We start from the raw sequence: 16727 nt of genomic DNA, 5'->3' as shown, positions 1-16727 counted from the left end.
AGGGGCTTTTTTTCGTACTCGGATTGAATTACGGGCTGTTTCGCAAACCATGTTGTTATTGACACAGATTTTGCAGTGTTGGCAAAATAAGAGCAGTTGTTTAAGCAAAAATAGGGGAACGCGCGCCCAGACAGGCATGGTGACCGTCCTGTCTTGCGATGAATGGAGTGTGAAGAGAGATGTTTGGCATTGTTCATTACGAAGCGTTTGTACTGACAGCGATCATGCTTAACCTGATTCCCGGAACCGACACGATGTACATTATCAGCCGCAGCATTTCGCAGGGACGTCAGGCTGGCATCCTCTCTGTTCTCGGCATCCTGACAGGCTCGCTCATTCACACCGTGCTGGCTGCTTTCGGCCTGTCGCTCATCCTGGCCCAATCGGTCGTGCTTTTTAACATCGTCAAAATTCTCGGCGTCGCCTATCTCGTCTACCTGGGCGTGCGCATGTTCATGACCAAGGAAGCGCTGTCGTTCGACTCCACGGCCTCGCCTGGCCGGAAAGCGGGGAAGGTGTACGGGCAAGCGATTGTCACGAGCGTTACCAATCCGAAGGTCGCTTTGTTTTTCATCGCGTTTTTGCCGCAATTCGTCGACGCGACCCACACAGGTCCGCTGCCTTTTCTCCTGTTGGGCCTGACTTTCACGCTGACGGGCGGAATCTGGTTCAGCCTGGTCGCACTGTTCGCTTCGTTCGTCACGCAAAAGCTGCGCAACAATCCGCATTTTTCCTCTATCCTGAACAAATTGACCGGGATCGTCTTTATCGGGATGGGGTTGAACCTGCTGCGGGCCAAAGCTACTCCTTGACCACTGCGGTCATTGGCAAAATACATTTCGGACTTACACCGGGTAGGGCAAACTACCCGGTTTTTTTGCGTCTGTCCTCGTCCAAACGCCAGAAAAATTGGTATAATATTCAAAATGATACTTTTGGAGGATAACCATGAAAAAAGCAGCATTTTTGTTCGCTCTCATTCTTGCCGTTATTTTATTCCCTCTTCAATCGCTGGAAGCGCATCCCGGTCGCACAGATGCAAACGGCGGACATACTTGCAGAACGAATTGCGAAAAATGGGGCTTGAAGTACGGCGAGTACCACTACCACAACAAAGGAAGCAACTCTTCCGGCGGCCGTTCTTCCGGCAACAGCCAGGCGAAGCCCGCCACACCCAAGCCGCCAGCGGCCAAACCAGTGCAGCAGCCGAAGCCAGTCGCACCCAAAGTCATTGTAGCGGTAGAGCAAGCGAATGTTTTTGCCGCTCCCTCTGCCGACTCGCCGGTGACCACGACGCTCTGGTATGGCTTTGAGCTTGTCGACTCCGGCACTCACCCGGAATTCGTCACCATCGGACAAGGCTTCGTCTCCAAGAAAGTCATTACCAGCTATACTCCCATCACCCCTAAAACGGTCAGCATTCATGCAGAAAAAGGCTACTTCTTCGCTACGCCTTCTGCGGAAAGCCGCGGCAGAGGCTATGCCGTACAGCATGCGCTGGTCCAGGTCGTCGGCGAGCACGGCGACTGGTATTACGGCTCCACCCAGGACGCGCAAGGAAATGTCCTGGTCGGCTTCGTCTCCAAAAGCGTCGCTTACTGACAGCGAGCAGACGAACCACACATTCGTCAAAAGAAAACAGCAGGTCGGGCTGGAGATTTCCTTCGCCCGGCCTTTTTACTGTGCGCAGCCTGTCCGCCCCGATGCCAAAGCTGTCCAGACACATGTTGAGAATTTGTATGGGCCGAAAAATTACCGTAGCCTACGTTGCACGAATACTGGCTACGCCTCGCATCCATTCTGCTCTGCATTAGAAAACTTGGCTGCGCCAAGCCATTGACGCAGCCTTGGTTGCCCTTATACTGGAAAAAGAGGACTTGTGCCCGGTTCCCCCTGGCCCAATCCTCTTTTTTTGTCGAAAAGCACCTGCCACATTCGCTTCACGATCCCAGAAGCTGTCTCAGCAGCGGCTCGCTCTTGTACAAAATATCCAAATGAGTTGCTTCGACGTAATATTTGTCTCCCTCCAGCGTAAACACGCTTTTGGCCATGACGCTGCCGTCGCCTGCCGAGCTGCTGATGGAACCAACGACTCTCCCGTCGACCCATTTGGTCGGGGAAAGCGACGGCACCGTGCGCAAGTAATGAATCGTTTCTTGCCCAATCCCTGCCACAACCGTGATGCGGATGTTGCGCTCGTAAATCAGCCCCATCGTGCTGTTGAGCAGGTCCATGTAATGATTTTTGACCACCATGCTGCTGTACGGAACAAAGCTCTCCGCCCCGTTTTTCTTCTCCAGCAAGTAGTCCCCGTAGTCGGCGGCAGGCACCAGGTCAAGCAGGCTCGGAAAATGCCTCTGGATCGCCTGGACGCGTTTAAACGGCCTGCCCTGCTCCAAATAAGCGAGATATACGTTCATGTAAATTTCCAGCACATTTCTTTTTCCCGGAACCGGGCGCGGGAGCTTTCCTCCTGCCCAGTAGCAATAGCTGATCGGCGAGCCTGCGTTGGGCGTGGCAAAAACAAGCAGTTGGTCCACGTCGTTTTGGTACGTATCGCCTTGCACGTACGCTCTGGCTACCAGGCCGCCCATGCTGTGGCAGACGAGGTTGACATGGTTTGCACCCGTCACCTGCTTCGCCCATTGGATGACGGGCACGAGAGAGTGCTCCGCGGAAATGCCAATGGGCCTGCGCCAGTCATAAAAAGCGACAAACAACTGTTCATTCAGTCTGTACCCCATATTTTCCAGCATGCGAATGAACGGCTCGTATGCGGTTCGCGCAAGACCGAAGCTCCAGTCCCCCGTCCCCGGTATAATCTGATTGTTCATCGACCCAAACAGCCCCGGAACAAACACGATCGGCACCTTTTGCGAAAGAAAAGAACTCATGCAGCTATTCCTCTCCCTAAAAAACGGCCTATGTCTTTGCCTATTCCCCGTCGGCTTGGGTGGTTCCAGCCAGCTTTTTTGTCGAAATGAACAGAATCGAATCAATTCTCCTCCCACACCACCGTAACAAACGATATAATAAGACGTCTAACGATTAGCGAGAGTTTTGCAGCAAATAATATGTGTCGGAGGATTCACAAAATGAAGTTACGCAAGTGGTTTATGCTTTTGCTTACGTTCGTGCTGTGCATTCCAGCGATGGGGACATCTGTGCATGCTGCGCAGGCATCTCCTGCGATCAGCATCTTTCTGGACGGGCAGCAAGTCAGAAGCGATGTCGCTCCGTACATCATCCCCAAAGTCAATGTCACGATGGTCCCTCTGCGGGTCATCAGCGAAAGTCTTGGCGCAGAAGTTTACTGGGATCAAAACTTGCAAACGGCCACGATTTTGAAAGGCGATACCGTGCTGTCCATGACGATCAACCAAAATTACGCGCTCGTCAACGACAGCACCGTGCCTCTCGATGCCTCTGTCCAAAATAAACAGGGCCGGGTCATGGTTCCGCTCCGCTTTGTCTCCGAGCAGCTTGGCCTGCAGGTAGGCTGGACGCAGGAAACGAGAACGATCACGCTGTCGACGGGAAGCCCCGTAGCCGTCACTCCGCCGCCGCAAGACATTCCGGGTGGAAACGACAGCTCCGTCGTCGTTCCGCCAACGCCTCCCGTCTCCAATAGCGGTTCGCTGCGCGGCGTATGGGTATCGACCGTGTACAATCTGGACTGGCCTTCGACTGGCTCCTACGGAAACCAGGCCAAGCAGCAGCAGGAATACATACAGCTTTTGGACGAGCTGCAAGCGATGGGAATGAATGCCGTGTTCGTGCAGGTGCGCCCTTCGGCAGACGCCTTGTACCCGTCCTCCCTCGTGCCGTGGTCCAAATATTTGACGGGCACCCAAGGGAAAAATCCCGGCTACGACCCGCTCGCCTTCATGGTGGCGGAAACACATCGCCGCGGCATGCAGTTCCACGCCTGGTTCAATCCGTTCCGCGCCAACGTGGACGCGAAAACAGACCAGCTCGCCGCCACTCACGTCGTGAAAAAACATCCGGAATGGATCGTCAATTCCAGCAACAAGCTGTACATCAATCCGGGCATCCCGCAAGCCCGCCAGCAAATCATTGCCGAGATCATGGAAGTCGTGCAGCGCTACGACATCGACGGCGTGCATCTGGACGATTACTTCTATCCGTCCAACGGCACCTTTAACGACGATGCGACCTTCAAAAGCTACAACAGCAAAAAAATCGCGACAAAAGCGGACTGGCGCCGCGACAACATCAACCAGTTCGTGCAGCAGCTCAACCAGGCGATCAAAAGCGCCAAGCCGCATGTCCAGTTCGGCATCAGCCCGTTTGGCGTCTGGCGCAACATCGCCGTCGACAAGACAGGCTCCGATACAAAAGCAGGCGTCACTGCCTACGACCATATGTACGCCGACGTCCGCACCTGGATCAAGCAAGGCTGGATGGACTATGTCACGCCGCAAATTTACTGGAGCCTCTCCTTTGCCCCGGCCCAGTACGACAAGCTCGTCACCTGGTGGGCGAACGAGGTACGCGGCACCAACGTCAAGCTGTTCATCGGCCATTCTCCTTACAAGCTGGGCACAGCCGAAGCAGGCTGGCAAAGCTCTCAGGAGATTATCAATCAACTGAATTTCAACGCGACAATCCCTGAAGTCCAGGGCAGCGTCTTCTTCAGCGCCAAAGATTTGCGCAAGAATCCGCTGGGCCTGCTGCAAGCACTCAGCAGCTACTACAGCCGTTAACAGCAAAAGACCCCCGAGTCAGACAGCGATTGTGCTGTTTCTGACTCGGGGGTTTTCTATTGATCGGCTTAGTTTTGCGTCAGTTTTTCTACGATGAAATCAAGCTGGGCTTCCAGCGAAATCGGGTCGTTGAAGTAAGAACCATCGCGGTCGAGCTGGAATACTTTGTTGTTTTTCACAGCGGGAAGTCCCTTCCAGACATTAGAGCCGTAGACAGCTTCCGGATCGGCGTCATCTCCGCTCCATGCGCTTGTGAAAATGTAATCGCCAGCGAAGTCCGGCAATGTTTCCAGCGAGACTTCCGCCCAACCGGTGCCGCTGTCAATGGCAGCCTTTTGCGTAGCAGCAGGAGCCTTCAACTGAAATTCGCCGTAAATGATTTCGCCGCCTCGGCCGTAGTTGTGTCCGAATGCATAGATGCCTTTGGCGTAAGGCTGCAGGATGGCAACCGTTTTGTCGCCTACCGCCGCCTGTACTTTTGGCTTCAGCTCAGCGATCTTTTTGTCCCAGGAAGCAATCCACTCATTGGCTTTGTCTTCTCTGCCCGTCATTTTGCCGAACTCTTGAAGCTGCTCGCGGAACGTTTTCTTGCCGTATGGAATCGCAACGGTCGGCGCGATTTTGGAGAGCTCCGCCAGATTTTTGTCGCCTTCGAACACGACGATCAAGTCTGGATTCATGGTGAGCACCTTCTCTACGGAAGAGCCGTCGCCAACGCTTTCAATGCCGTCCAGCTTGCCTTTCATGTACGGGTTTTTCATCACATGATCGGTAATCCCGATCGGCTTGATGCCCAACGCGAGAAAATCACCGACGTAGCTGTCTGCCAGCACGACCACCCGTTTCAAGTCTTTCGGGATTTTCACCTCTCCGTTTTGTGCCTGATAGGTGATAAACTCGTCGCTGCTCTCGGTTTTGGCCGGAGCAGCCGGTTGGGCCGCATTATTGGCCGGAGCTTGTCCGCATGCCGACAAAACCCCGACGAGAACCAGCATAAATGCCAGTAAGATGACTTTGAAAGATCCGGTTTTGCGCAAAATGAATCTCCCCCACATTTTTAATAATGATAATCATTATCGACTAATTTTATCACATCTTGCCGATTTCGCCACCTATTCTGTGCAAGAAAATAACTGTAAATCCTTTACAGGCCCTGCTTTTGCGCAAACTTCCTGGCGGGAGCTTGTGCGCCCATTTATCTGTACAAAAAAATGCCGCGAACCGTCGTCCGCGACATTTTGCCTGTTGTTTCCCTTATTTTTTGGGCAAATCCGGCTTCGCCTGATAGTGGAAATTCGGCGACTCCATCTTGTTGTCGTACGTGCTGTGAAAAATGTGGGTAGCCGCAGGAGAAATCGGCGGAATCAGCCACGTCCAGTCCCCTGTAATCTCCCGGCCGTTTTTGGCTTCTCTTTCCTCAAAGCGCTTGAACTGTTGACTGGCTGTGTGATGGTCGACAATCGAAACGCCTTTTTCCTTGAAGGAATGCAGCACGGCCACGTTCAGCTCCACCAGCGCCTTGTCTCTCCAGAGCGTCGCTTCCCGGCTCGTGTCCAGGCCCATGACCTCCGCGACTTTTGGCAGCATGTTGTAGCGCTGTTCGTCCGCCAGATTGCGCGCCCCGATCTCGGTCCCCATGTACCACCCGTTAAAAGGAGCCGCCACATAATCCAGGCCGCCGATTTCCAGACGCATGTCCGCGACGATCGGCACGCCGTACCATTGCAGGCCAAGGTCTGCAAAGCCCGCTATTTCCGGATGCGTGATCGGCACTTCGATGACCAGCTCTGGCGGTATCTCAAAAAATTGCGGCTGCCGATCCCCAATCTGCACGACGAGCGGCAATATGTCGTAGTGCGTGCCAGCCCCTTGCCACCCCAGGCTCAAACAGAGCTTCGTCAGCTCAAGCGAAGCCGGATCGCCCAGAATGCCGTACTCCGTCTCATACCCGGCGTAGCGAATCAACTGATGGTTCCAAATGCGCATCTGCGGCCGCCCTGGTATGGCAGGGGCAAAAACGGTAATGGTCGGACGCACTTTCCCGCCGTTCGTCGCGAACTCGATGTGCCGCAGCAACGCCTGGGCCATCTCCTCCTCTGTCTGGACATGGCGCTCGTCCATCACAATGAGCGATTCCCAGAAAAAGCGTCCAATACATCTATTGCTATTGCGCCAGGCCATCTTCGCCCCGTGGCGCAGTTCTTCCTCTGTGTGCTCGTAATAGCCTTGTGACTCGATCTGGTACCGGACTTCCTGCAAACGCTGCTCTGTCTCGGCCGCCGTCTTGTTCAACTCGCTGTAGCAGGTGCGGATAAAACGTTGAGCTGCTTCCATCAATTGATTTGGTTCCATAGTACCCTCTTTCCCGCTGAAAAGGCGCTTGCTCGCTGCGTATGTACCTTCATTATAATTTTCCCCAACTTGCATTACCAATCTCCCAGGCGTTTCGACACATAACTGTAAAACCTCGTGCCATCTTTGTGAACAACAACAGCCAGAACCACCTGACGTGACCCTGGCTGTTTCTATGCAGACGTCTACTGGTTTGCTTGGGCTGCCTTCAGCTCTCTCACCGCTGGAACGAGCGAGGTGAACACTCCGATAAGCACAATGGCAATACCGGAGAGCCAAAACCAGTTGTTGACCCCGATCACCTCAGCTACCGGGCCTGCCACCAGCAAGCCGATTGGCGTGGCAATCAGCATCAAGCTGTTGACGAGCGACATCACTCGCCCCAGAGCAGCGGGGTCAATCGTCGTTTGCAGCAGCACGGCAAATGGGCCGCCAAACAATGGCCCCGATATCCCCATCAGCCCCGACAGCAGCACAAACCCGACAAAACCGGACGCAGGCAAAAGCCCCGAGAAGAACAGCCCCAGCCCCAACAGCGCTATTCCGCCCGTCAGCAAGTACACGCGATTTTGCCTGGCCCCCCAACTACCCAACAAAATCGAGCCGACGAGCATGCCTGCCGCAAAAGAAAACTCGACCACTCCGGCATGCCACGCCCCTTTGCCAAAGTGGCTTAACACCATAAGCGTAAACAGCGCCCCTACCGGCACGTACACGAAGCTCGTGAACCCGATGGCGGCCGTGATGACCACCAAGCCTCTTGACTTCATCAGTTCCCGCAGCCCTGCCTTGATCTCGCTGCGCATGCCGCGCTCGCCTTCCTCCGGCACGCTGCGCTCGGGATTCGGGATATGCACGAGCAGCAAGGCGGCGCTTGCCAGCAGCGCCCCTGCGACATCAAGCAAAAGCACGGTTTCCATCGAAAAATAAGCCAACAAAAACGCACCGAGCATCGGGCCAGCCATGCTGACAGCAGAAGTCAGCGTCTGAATCCAGCCCTGCACCTTCATGAGCTGATCCTCCGGCGCGATCAACGGAATCGAAGCCTGCATTGACGGCATGTGAAACGCCGTACCAATCGAACGCAAGCCAAGAACGGCGTAAAAGACCCAAACAGGCGGCTCGATCCCGCTCAGGAACAGAATCGCCAGGGCGAGACTGACGAGGGCGATGAACATATCGGCGGCAATCATGATTTTTTTGCGGTCCAGCCGATCGACAATCGTTCCGGCAAAAGGGCCGACCAAAGCCTGGGGCAAAAAGCCGGCCATCGAAGCGATGGTCAACACCAGCGCCGAGCCCGTCTTCTCTGTCAGCCACCAGATGATGCTGAATTGCACAACGGCACTGCCCAATAGCGAAAAGGCCTGCCCGGCAAAAATCGTGTAAAAGGTTTGCTTCCAGCTTTCTTTTTTCGTACTCATATACATCCTCCCACTATAAAGTAATGTTTTCTCCTGTTTTCTCGCTCATTCTCTGTTTTTTAACTTTGACATCTTAAAGCTCTTGTCGGAAGATTGAAGGAGATACAAATATTTCTGTAAGGGCTGTGGCGGGAATAGAGCCTGCAATCACCAGTTTCCAGACTGTGGATAAAAAGGTATGATCGCACAGTGGATCTCCACATCCGCCCTCGGGGTTTACCCTCCCATGTCACGCTGGGTCTATGCCCTTACATTCCTTCGTTCTACCTCTCAAGGGGTGGAGGCCGATTCTAGCTCCTCGACTGGGTCGTTGCCCTTATGGATTATAATTCTTCGGCTTCTCCGGTGCTTCCGTTGTCATGGTTGTACACATGTGAATAAGCGAGATGACAGGTTTGTTGATAAGCTTTATGCAGCACTTTGTTGTAGCTGGGCTTGTCGAATCGGCCCCAATACTTCGTTTGCGTTATACTCTTTCTGCTTTGTCCCCAGTGCATAGAGGACGCGAACCAGTTTTCCACATAAGGCGATAATCGATTGCTTCTTCTTGAGCGGATTTTGACTACGCGTTGTATAATACTCGTGGAGCGCTTTAAACTCTTTGTTTTTGGCTACCATCGGCAGCATGCAGCGGAACAAGATGCCTCTTAGGCGAGAGCGCCCCCGCTTGCTGATTCCGGTCTTTCCCTTACGTTTTCCAGAGCTGTTCTCCGTCAGATTCAGCCCAGCCAGACGGATGATCTGCTGTCCATGGTCGTAGTTGTTCAGATCGCCAACCTCCGCCAAGAAGCCGGCGACGGTCAGAATGCCAATCCCTGGGATGCTCAGCATTTGCTTCGTTCCGGGGATCTTCTCCAGAATCTGCAGGACTTCCGTCATAATGCTTTCTTCTTGCTTGCAGTACAGATCGTACTGCTGCAGCAAGGCGGCAAGCTCGATTCGGGCAGCTGTCAGCCCCTCGGTAAGCCCGATAGAGACCGTAGCGGCAGCATAGAGCTGCTCCGCTCTCTTGATGCCCACCCCACGCTTGATTTCCGTCTTCCAATGTGTGAGAACGCCTCTGGCGCCTATCGAGACAATCTCCTCTGGAGTGGGAAACTGGCGCATGGTCATCAGTGATGCCTTGCCTTCCCAGTCCTTAAACACTTGTGGATACTCCGGAAAGTAGCGGTCAAACCAGTTTGTAATCCGAGCTTTCACTTGATTCAAGCTCACCATGACCTTCTCCCGAAAATTCATCAGAATGCGTAGCTCTGCATATTCCTTGGTCGGCAAATTGGGCTCTGAATATTTCCCGCTCCGAATCAGGTCGGCAATGACCTTCGCATCCTTGTAGTCGCTCTTGGTCTGCGAGTTGTCCTCAAGTTCTTTGCTCTTGTTCACATGGTGCGGATTCACGACGACGACCCTGATGTCTTGCTCCTTCAAAAATGCCGCTAACGGGAACCAGTAGTGTCCGGTAGGCTCGATGCCAAATACGATGTCGGTTTTCTCATGTATCCGGCCAAGCTCCTTCATCCACGCAGCCAGTTTCGTTAGCCCCTCCTGATCGTTGTGGAACACACATTCTTTCCCAAGCTCAATGCCTCGGAAATCCACGGCTCGAGCTACATGAATCTTTTTGGCGATGTCCGCGCCAACAACCAGTGTTTTTTCGGTAATTCGTGTAATCCGTTGATTCTGTTTCTGTTTCAGCTTATACTTCATGTAGAGCGTCCTCCTTTTCATTAGGGCAGTGTGAATGTGACCATTCCAAGACCCAGCATACAGGAGGCGCTTTTTTCTTTCAAAGCTCAAATTTCTTCATTACAGGAATGGCTCCTCATGTGGACATTCATGTGCGACATCCGTTTTTGGACGCAAAAAAGCACGGAGAACGTCCCGTCCGAGGGGATGCCATCCGTGCAAAAGCTTGCTCAATCCAAGCACATGAAACCGACTGCCTGACGAATCAGAATCAGGCAGCGAGGAGCTTTGGAGGTACATACGCAAGCTAACTATGCAGGCATGACAAATAACCCATCGAAAAACGGGCGAGTCGTCCGTGCCTGATTAGCGCATGCGTACAGAGTACATAAAAGAGCCTCCTTGAAAAACCGTAGTGAATTATGATTTATCGTAAGGGAAAGCCCGCTTCGCTGTCAATCCTTTCTGTGCTTGCAGATTTATCCTGGCTATTGGGGGTTAACCCACAACCGTGGTCACCTTTTAGGAAATTGGATTTCTATAAATTGGAAAAGATACGTTATTAACAATAGACAGATACTAATCCACCAATACGCTGGATCAATCACATAAATAATGATTGAGAGAACTCCGCCATTAATGTACCCAAACAAGTTCTCTTTTTTTACCATGGATACTAAAGTGGACACAATCATTATTCCAAAGATAATGTAGGTAAAGTAGGCTTGAATAATAAATCACCCCTGTTTATCTAGCCCTGCAATAAATTCCTCCACTGTAGGCTCGAATGTAAATGCCCTTTCCCTCATTTTTATTGCTTAGGTAAGCAGCACCTGCCCCACACATAAATGTAATTACATCTGCTGACAAAGCAAGGCCTTTAGTTTGTGGGAACAAAGAAAGCACTTTTCCTAGTACGTAAGAGAAAACCGTACTAGCTATCAATACATTGACAACCCATCTAGTATCTTCGTCACTAAGATACAGCCAATCTCCAACATCCCAATTACTTCCTTGAAAATAGTAGGTTTTTGAATGGTATCCATAATATTTCGTTGTTTCCCCAGGATCAGGATAATAGACAGGTCCTTCTACTTTAGAACTCGATTTCTGTTTCACTTTCTTTGCTTCGGGTTTATTCAATTCCTCGTTGGCCGATTCGAAAGTTTCTGACATAAGTTTGTAAACATCGGCTGGAATATATTTATCTGCCTCTTTGACAAAATGATATCCATTACTGTCAACTTGATAATAATCGCGATACGCTTTTAATCCATCGATTAATTTTTTCGCATCCTCAGATTCAAGCATTTGCTTAAACTTCTCAAAAGCAGCTTTTTCTTGCGGGTCTTTGATTTGAGAAACGTCTATGCTCGAAATATCGAGATTATACGATTTTACTGTGGCAGCATGAGCGGAACTAGCGCTATAAAGAGAGCTGGAAAACAAAGAAATTGACAATGCTAAAAATATCGCTTTTTTCATTTTGAAACTCCTTTACCATAATTGAATTTTTTCAGGATAGTAAAGGTTAGCCAACCCATCTCACGAATATACTTACAATAATAACATTTTTTAACAAAAATTCAACCAAATAACATTGTCAAAATCTTGTGTTCACAAAAAATTCATCTATAAGTATTGCAAGAAGTACAAGGAAATATATTTTTGATTCCAGCTCTATTAAGTTGCTTTTTGTTTTATGGCGCACTTGGCATGTCATAAAGTAGCTCAGCTTAATTTGACATAGGGCTGCCAGAAAAAAACAGGGGGGCCTCGCTTTCCGAAGCCCGCCCGTTTCCCGTTCGCGTTCGCTTTCACTACGTCAACACCATAGCAGCGGCGTTATTTTCGTCTCCGCGCAAAAAGCCAGCCCCCGACGAGGGCGAGCAAAACGATCGCCACAACCAGCGGAACCATTGACGCCCCTGTCTCGTCGCCGCTCGCTGCCGCTGCGTGATCGGTATGGCCTGCGTGCGCGTGATCGGCTGTCGGCGCCTTTTCTGGTTGCGCGGATTGCCCGGAAGCGTCTGCGCTTTTGGCAAACAGGATCAGTTGAAGCTGTGGCTTGCCTGCCACGTTCATCAGCCACGCTTCCTCAACCGTTTTTCCTTCCCACTGCGCCGGATCGACCGCAGCCTGCAGCACGCGCGGATGCGCAGAGAGATCATGCACGGTGCCGGAGATAGTCAGCGAGTACACCTTGGAAGTTTTGCCTGCCGTATCTTTTTCTTCCCGGACCGCGACTTTTTCCACTTTGCCTGTCGGCCCGGCCACAAAACCGCCCCGGTCGTACAGGCTCTTGCCCTCGACGGCATCGTTTCTGTGCTCGAAGACAAACACGGCAAATTCTTCTTTGGTCAACTCGCGCGCGGCATCCTGCTCAGGTACAGCGAGCTTGCCCGCAAAATACGCCTGGTTGACATCCGCATAGGTGGCATTGCCGTCCAGCGAAGGCACGAGCCCTTTTTCCAGCGCAGCCGCCGTCACTTGCTCGCGGGCAGCCCCGCTCTCCTTCAGCTTCCAAAAAGCTCCTGCCCAATGCGCCAGTTCCTCGCGCGTCAGCTTTTCCTGTGGCGAAAACAGCGTGGAACCGTGATCGTAGGCAATGACCCCAAGCCCGCTCAATTGCACGATCTGCGGCGTGGCCTTGGAATATTGCAGGTCGTCGTACAAATTTTGTTCGTTGACGATGTGCGCCGATACGACCGTTGGCAGCAGCAGCAAAAGCATCGCCAGCAAACACAAGCTCCTTCTCATGTCTTTCTCTCCCATCCAGATGGTGTGCCCGTTGCGGCTACTCTGTTGTCCGTACAATCAGCCCTCCGCTCGTTTGCTGGAGGTACAAAGGCACCTGTGCGTCCGGCAATTGCCCAAGCTGCGCGTACGGAATGCGGAAGCCTTGCAACTCCTCGATCAACGTCTCCGGCATCAAAAAGCCGTTGAAAAATCCCGCCTCAAAAACAAGCGCAGCCGCAGCGGGCGACTCTTCCAGCACCTGCCCGATCAAAATGACGTGCAAGTCCGGCTTTTGAAACACGACGTACACATGATCTGAGCGGAAAAAGTAGCGCAGCTCGCTGCGTTCGTTAAGCCAGCTCTCGTCCAGCCGATACGGATTCGGCCCGGAAACGGCTCGCGCAGAAGCCCAGGCGGCTGCCTCGTGTTCGGTCAAGGCGCGGTCTTTTGCCAATATCGCAAGCAAAGCCGGCTCGACCTCGGCCATCCAGTCGATGTCCAAATAATTGGCCAACTGCTCAATCGGCAGCTCCGGATTGTCCGCGAGAAACGCCCCTCTCGCTTGCAGATTCTCCTCGATGACGGCGAGCAGCTTTTCGTGTCCTTCCAGCGTCTCTTTGGTCGCGACCAGTTGCTTGTAAGCGAGGTACAGCTTGTCCAGCTCCGCCATGTAAGCGTCCAGGTTGCGCTCGATCAGCCATTGGCTGCCGAGAATATCGACTGGCTCCTGCTCCTGCAGCAACAGCGTGACCCACGTATCCAGTCCCAGCTCGCTGTAAAATTGCAGCTTGTCGACCGCTACCTGCTGGTCGGCCTTGTAGCTTGCTTCCAGCTTCGCGATCTGCGGCATTAGCTCGGCAATCTGCTTTTTCGTCTGGGCTACTTCCTCTTTCAGCCGTTCGGTGGTGCTCTCGTCGTTGACCGTGACGAGAAAATTCGCAAACGCCCCCGTCAAATGAGCGTACGCCCCTGTGGCGCACAAAAGCAGCGCGACTGCCGCTGGTATGAACAGCTTTTTACGCATGATCGATCAGCTTCCTTGTCGACACGTAGCTGGCCGACAGTCCCACGAGAGAGCCTGCGACCGCCATGCCGCCCATCATTTCGTACACCATGCCCTGCGAAAAGTGGAACACCAGCGGAAAACTTTTTTGCAAAGGTAGCAGTATGCTCGAAAACAGCGCGTAAACAGCCAGCGCCGCGGGCAAGCTGCTGACGAAGCCGATCAGCCAGCCCTCAAACAAAAACTGCCCCCTGACGTGCCACGGATTCGCGCCGAGCAGCAGCCGGACGCGAATCTCCTGCTGCCGCTGGTACAAGGCCAGATTCATCGCGATAAACACCATGCCGAACGCCAGCGCCGCCATGCCGAGCAGAAGCCCCAGCCCATAGCGGTTCAGCTCGCTCGACCAGTGCAGGATCGTTTCGGCGAATTGCTGCGGATAGACGACCTTCGTGATGCCGTTCATCGCCTGTAGCTGCTCCGCGACGAGCTTCATCTGCGTCTTGTCTCGCAGCTCCAGCCGGATGGCGTCGGGAATCTGGCTCTCCTGAAACGAGACGAGCAGGTGCTCTCTCCCGGTAAAAAACGCCGCCAATCGGTCCAGCATCTGCTCCTTCGTCTCGATCTCAGCCGACTGGACGAAGCTTTTCTCCCGCAAAATGGTGGCAATCGCCTTCGTGTCCGCGGCAGGGTCTACATACAGCTTCATCGCTACCTGTGACTCCAGATAGCCCAGCAAATCCCCGACGCCGAACCGTCCGAGCAGCAGGATGTCCGCGATGAGCATTGCGACAAAAATCAGGACGGCTGCTGCCGCCGCAGCCCCGATGTTTCGCTGAATGCCTTCGCGCGCATCCCTGAGCATGTACATGCACGACTGTCTGTTCATACGACACGTACCCGCCCCTGCTCCATGATCCACGTCTTTGCCGGAAATTGTTCAATCAGACGCTCCGAATGCGTAACGATCAGCATCGCCATGTTTTCCTCCACGTGCAGCTCCTTTAGTAATTGCAAGACTTCAAAAGCCGTCTCGTTGTCCAGATTGCCTGTCGGCTCGTCTGCCAACAGAAGGCGCGGGCGATTCAGCAAAGCCCGCACGATGGCGACGCGCTGCTGCTCGCCCCCGGAAAGCTGGTCAGGAAAACAATCCTTCACGTCGGACAGCCCGACCCGCTCCAGCAGCCGGTTCGCCTCAGGCTCGATCTCCGCCCATGTCTTGCCGACGACCTCTCCGGCAAGCGCGACATTTTCCATGACAGTCTTTCGCGGGAGCAGTTCAAACGATTGAAAAATGACGCCCATCTTGCGCCGCAGCTCGAATTTCGGAATTTGCCCGATCGGGACGGCATCTATTTCGATGCGTCCCGCAAAATCGGTTTGCTCCCGGTACAACAGCTTGAGCAGCGTGCTTTTTCCCGAACCGGAGCGCCCTTGCAAAAAGGCGAACTCCCCTGCTTCCAAATGCAGGTGAAGGTCTTGTAAAATCACTCTTTTCCCATAGCTCTTGTACACATTTTCCAGCAAGATCATCAGACGTTCCCCTCTGCCAGCCACGGGAGGAAGCCGTCGAGGAACCGCTCTGTCGCTGGCATGAAGTACGAGCCGAAGTGGAAGTCCGGGTCGAGCGTGGTGACGATCCACGTCCCCGCCGTGCTGACTTTGTCGACGTAGAGTACAGCTCCGCCATCCTCGGTCGAGATCAGCACCTCCGCCCCTTCCGGCGGCCAGTAGACGCCGTGCTGGTGCCAGGTCGCATCCTCTAAGGTAATGTAGGAAAACAGGTCGTAGTCCGGCTTTTGCAGCACCAGTCCGCTCTTCGCGTTTTTGTCCAGCCACCACCAGAAATTCGTCGGGCGCAGCTCCCAGTTTTGTCCGGGAATCCATTCGCGCGGCTGCGGCCCGAATGCGACGACGATCCCGCCCCGCTCGGAAAACTCCCTGATTTTGTCGCGCGATTTCATCACCAGGCCCATGTGCAACTGCGAAGGGACGACCAATGCGTCAAATTCATCGAGAGACGTACGCTCCAAATCGGGCAGGTAGATGAGCTTTTCGTAATAGCGGCGGTATTTTGATTCGTTCAGGCTGCGAAAATGCTGCGAGCTGCCGCCGTACAGGGCTGCGATTTTTCTCATACGTACGCGCCTCCTTCTTGAAGTTGCTGAAGCTGTCGGTATTCATCCCGCACCCACTTCGTGAGCTGGACCGCGATGCGTCCGGTTGATTTTCCCGGGTGGTTGTAGCCGAACAGGTCGTTTCCGGCATGGACGAGAATCGTTCCCTTCGTGCTGGTCCGGTCGATATAGGTAATCGGTTCGCCGCCTGGCAAGGTCAGCAGCACCTCGGCGCCTTCCGGGAGCGGGTGGTGTCCTCTGGCGAAAAAGCCTGCAACGCCTTTGTTGTACGTCATATCGTACGTCTCTACCCCGGCAAAAATCGGGTGTTCCTTGGCAATCCGCACCTCGTAGTCGGCATGGCTGCGAATTTGTTTCGGCACGAACCGAGACCCGCCCGGCAGCCAGGGCAAAAACAGGTTGCCGCTGAAAACGAGCACCTTTTTCTCGTCGAGAAAGCGGCGAATCTTGTCTTTTTGCCTGTACAAAAGCTCCTGGTCGATCAATCCGGTAATCACGAGGCATTTGTACGGCGACAAGTCGTGCTCCGGCAAATCGTACACATCAATGAAGGTAAAAAAATCCTGATAATTCGGGTCTTTCAGACGCGGCTCGCCAAAGCAGCAGCCCGAATCGAGCATCAAAAAATAGGTTGGTTGATTCATGTATGCCTCCTCGA

Annotated in this window: 15 protein-coding genes; 3 read left to right on the top strand and 12 right to left on the bottom strand. The window is 53.3% G+C overall.

All coding sequences use genetic code 11. The annotated features are described in order from the left end of the window. Positions 1-179 precede the first annotated feature (179 nt). On the top strand, positions 180-812 hold the full coding sequence (locus M655_RS01420; protein ID WP_005831157.1) for a LysE family translocator: 633 nt from the start codon (positions 180-182) through the stop codon (positions 810-812). Between the two features lie 136 nt (positions 813-948). Beyond that, positions 949-1602: a YHYH domain-containing protein gene (locus tag M655_RS01415; RefSeq protein WP_007778273.1), complete on the top strand. Its 654-nt coding sequence runs from the start codon at positions 949-951 to the stop codon at positions 1600-1602. 338 nt (positions 1603-1940) lie between these two features. Here M655_RS01415 and M655_RS01410 read toward each other — a convergent pair whose 3' ends face one another. Continuing rightward, positions 1941-2894, bottom strand: coding sequence for a PGAP1-like alpha/beta domain-containing protein (locus tag M655_RS01410; protein ID WP_005831153.1), 954 nt, complete (start codon positions 2892-2894; stop codon positions 1941-1943). 201 nt (positions 2895-3095) lie between these two features. Here M655_RS01410 and M655_RS01405 point away from each other — a divergent pair, with 201 nt between their 5' ends. Then, positions 3096-4727, top strand: coding sequence for a family 10 glycosylhydrolase (locus tag M655_RS01405; protein ID WP_007778267.1), 1632 nt, complete (start codon positions 3096-3098; stop codon positions 4725-4727). A gap of 68 nt (positions 4728-4795) precedes the next feature. Here the strand turns inward: M655_RS01405 and M655_RS01400 are convergent, their stop codons facing one another. From M655_RS01400 to M655_RS01350, 11 genes are all read right to left on the bottom strand, one after another. After that, positions 4796-5764: an iron-hydroxamate ABC transporter substrate-binding protein gene (locus tag M655_RS01400; RefSeq protein ID WP_007778264.1), complete on the bottom strand. Its 969-nt coding sequence runs from the start codon at positions 5762-5764 to the stop codon at positions 4796-4798. A gap of 217 nt (positions 5765-5981) precedes the next feature. Beyond that, the gene (locus tag M655_RS01395; protein WP_025848125.1) at positions 5982-7079 is read right to left on the bottom strand and encodes a nitric oxide synthase oxygenase; all 1098 of its coding nucleotides are present in this window, start codon (positions 7077-7079) and stop codon (positions 5982-5984) included. Between the two features lie 185 nt (positions 7080-7264). Then, positions 7265-8503, bottom strand: coding sequence for an MFS transporter (locus M655_RS01390; RefSeq protein ID WP_005831145.1), 1239 nt, complete (start codon positions 8501-8503; stop codon positions 7265-7267). 408 nt (positions 8504-8911) lie between these two features. Further along, positions 8912-10198: an IS110 family RNA-guided transposase gene (locus M655_RS01385; RefSeq protein WP_221843694.1), complete on the bottom strand. Its 1287-nt coding sequence runs from the start codon at positions 10196-10198 to the stop codon at positions 8912-8914. A gap of 738 nt (positions 10199-10936) precedes the next feature. Continuing rightward, a complete protein-coding gene (locus tag M655_RS01380; RefSeq protein ID WP_005831142.1) occupies positions 10937-11674 on the bottom strand; it encodes a hypothetical protein in 738 nt (245 codons plus the stop codon). Positions 11675-12034: 360 nt separating this feature from the next. Beyond that, the gene (locus M655_RS01375) at positions 12035-12949 is read right to left on the bottom strand and encodes an LPXTG cell wall anchor domain-containing protein (protein WP_286085950.1); all 915 of its coding nucleotides are present in this window, start codon (positions 12947-12949) and stop codon (positions 12035-12037) included. Positions 12950-12986: 37 nt separating this feature from the next. Next, the gene (locus M655_RS01370) at positions 12987-13952 is read right to left on the bottom strand and encodes a hypothetical protein (RefSeq protein WP_025846942.1); all 966 of its coding nucleotides are present in this window, start codon (positions 13950-13952) and stop codon (positions 12987-12989) included. Beyond that, complete coding sequence (locus M655_RS01365; RefSeq protein ID WP_026557644.1) at positions 13945-14820, bottom strand: cell division protein FtsX; 876 nt, start codon at positions 14818-14820, stop codon at positions 13945-13947. Before M655_RS01365 ends, M655_RS01370 begins: the two co-directional genes overlap by 8 nt. Continuing rightward, positions 14817-15464 carry a cell division ATP-binding protein FtsE gene (locus M655_RS01360; RefSeq protein WP_026557645.1) on the bottom strand — a complete coding sequence of 216 codons (648 nt, stop codon included), beginning with the start codon at positions 15462-15464 and terminating at the stop codon, positions 14817-14819. The genes M655_RS01365 and M655_RS01360 overlap by 4 nt, the downstream gene beginning before the upstream one ends. Continuing rightward, entirely contained in the window at positions 15464-16069 is a 606-nt protein-coding gene (locus M655_RS01355) for a hypothetical protein (RefSeq protein ID WP_026557646.1), read from the bottom strand. Before M655_RS01355 ends, M655_RS01360 begins: the two co-directional genes overlap by 1 nt. Further along, positions 16066-16713: a hypothetical protein gene (locus M655_RS01350; RefSeq protein WP_026557647.1), complete on the bottom strand. Its 648-nt coding sequence runs from the start codon at positions 16711-16713 to the stop codon at positions 16066-16068. Before M655_RS01350 ends, M655_RS01355 begins: the two co-directional genes overlap by 4 nt. Positions 16714-16727 lie beyond the last annotated feature (14 nt).

The sequence above is a fragment of the Brevibacillus sp. NSP2.1 genome (assembly GCF_000470975.2).
GTDB lineage: Bacteria > Bacillota > Bacilli > Brevibacillales > Brevibacillaceae > Brevibacillus > Brevibacillus agri.
This window is presented reverse-complemented; position numbering and strand designations above follow the sequence as displayed.

What these genes read in the sequence shown, in the direction of transcription:
- M655_RS01395 (WP_025848125.1), bottom strand. Translation starts at nt 7,079, where the DNA reads ATGGAACCAAATCAATTGATGGAAGCAGCTCAACGTTTTATCCGCACC.
- M655_RS01405 (WP_007778267.1), top strand. Translation starts at nt 3,096, where the DNA reads ATGAAGTTACGCAAGTGGTTTATGCTTTTGCTTACGTTCGTGCTGTGC.
- M655_RS01370 (WP_025846942.1), bottom strand. Translation starts at nt 13,952, where the DNA reads ATGCGTAAAAAGCTGTTCATACCAGCGGCAGTCGCGCTGCTTTTGTGC.
- M655_RS01365 (WP_026557644.1), bottom strand. Translation starts at nt 14,820, where the DNA reads ATGAACAGACAGTCGTGCATGTACATGCTCAGGGATGCGCGCGAAGGC.
- M655_RS01390 (WP_005831145.1), bottom strand. Translation starts at nt 8,503, where the DNA reads ATGAGTACGAAAAAAGAAAGCTGGAAGCAAACCTTTTACACGATTTTT.
- M655_RS01415 (WP_007778273.1), top strand. Translation starts at nt 949, where the DNA reads ATGAAAAAAGCAGCATTTTTGTTCGCTCTCATTCTTGCCGTTATTTTA.
- M655_RS01420 (WP_005831157.1), top strand. Translation starts at nt 180, where the DNA reads ATGTTTGGCATTGTTCATTACGAAGCGTTTGTACTGACAGCGATCATG.
- M655_RS01410 (WP_005831153.1), bottom strand. Translation starts at nt 2,894, where the DNA reads ATGAGTTCTTTTCTTTCGCAAAAGGTGCCGATCGTGTTTGTTCCGGGG.
- M655_RS01375 (WP_286085950.1), bottom strand. Translation starts at nt 12,949, where the DNA reads ATGAGAAGGAGCTTGTGTTTGCTGGCGATGCTTTTGCTGCTGCTGCCA.
- M655_RS01360 (WP_026557645.1), bottom strand. Translation starts at nt 15,464, where the DNA reads ATGATCTTGCTGGAAAATGTGTACAAGAGCTATGGGAAAAGAGTGATT.
- M655_RS01350 (WP_026557647.1), bottom strand. Translation starts at nt 16,713, where the DNA reads ATGAATCAACCAACCTATTTTTTGATGCTCGATTCGGGCTGCTGCTTT.
- M655_RS01380 (WP_005831142.1), bottom strand. Translation starts at nt 11,674, where the DNA reads ATGAAAAAAGCGATATTTTTAGCATTGTCAATTTCTTTGTTTTCCAGC.
- M655_RS01355 (WP_026557646.1), bottom strand. Translation starts at nt 16,069, where the DNA reads ATGAGAAAAATCGCAGCCCTGTACGGCGGCAGCTCGCAGCATTTTCGC.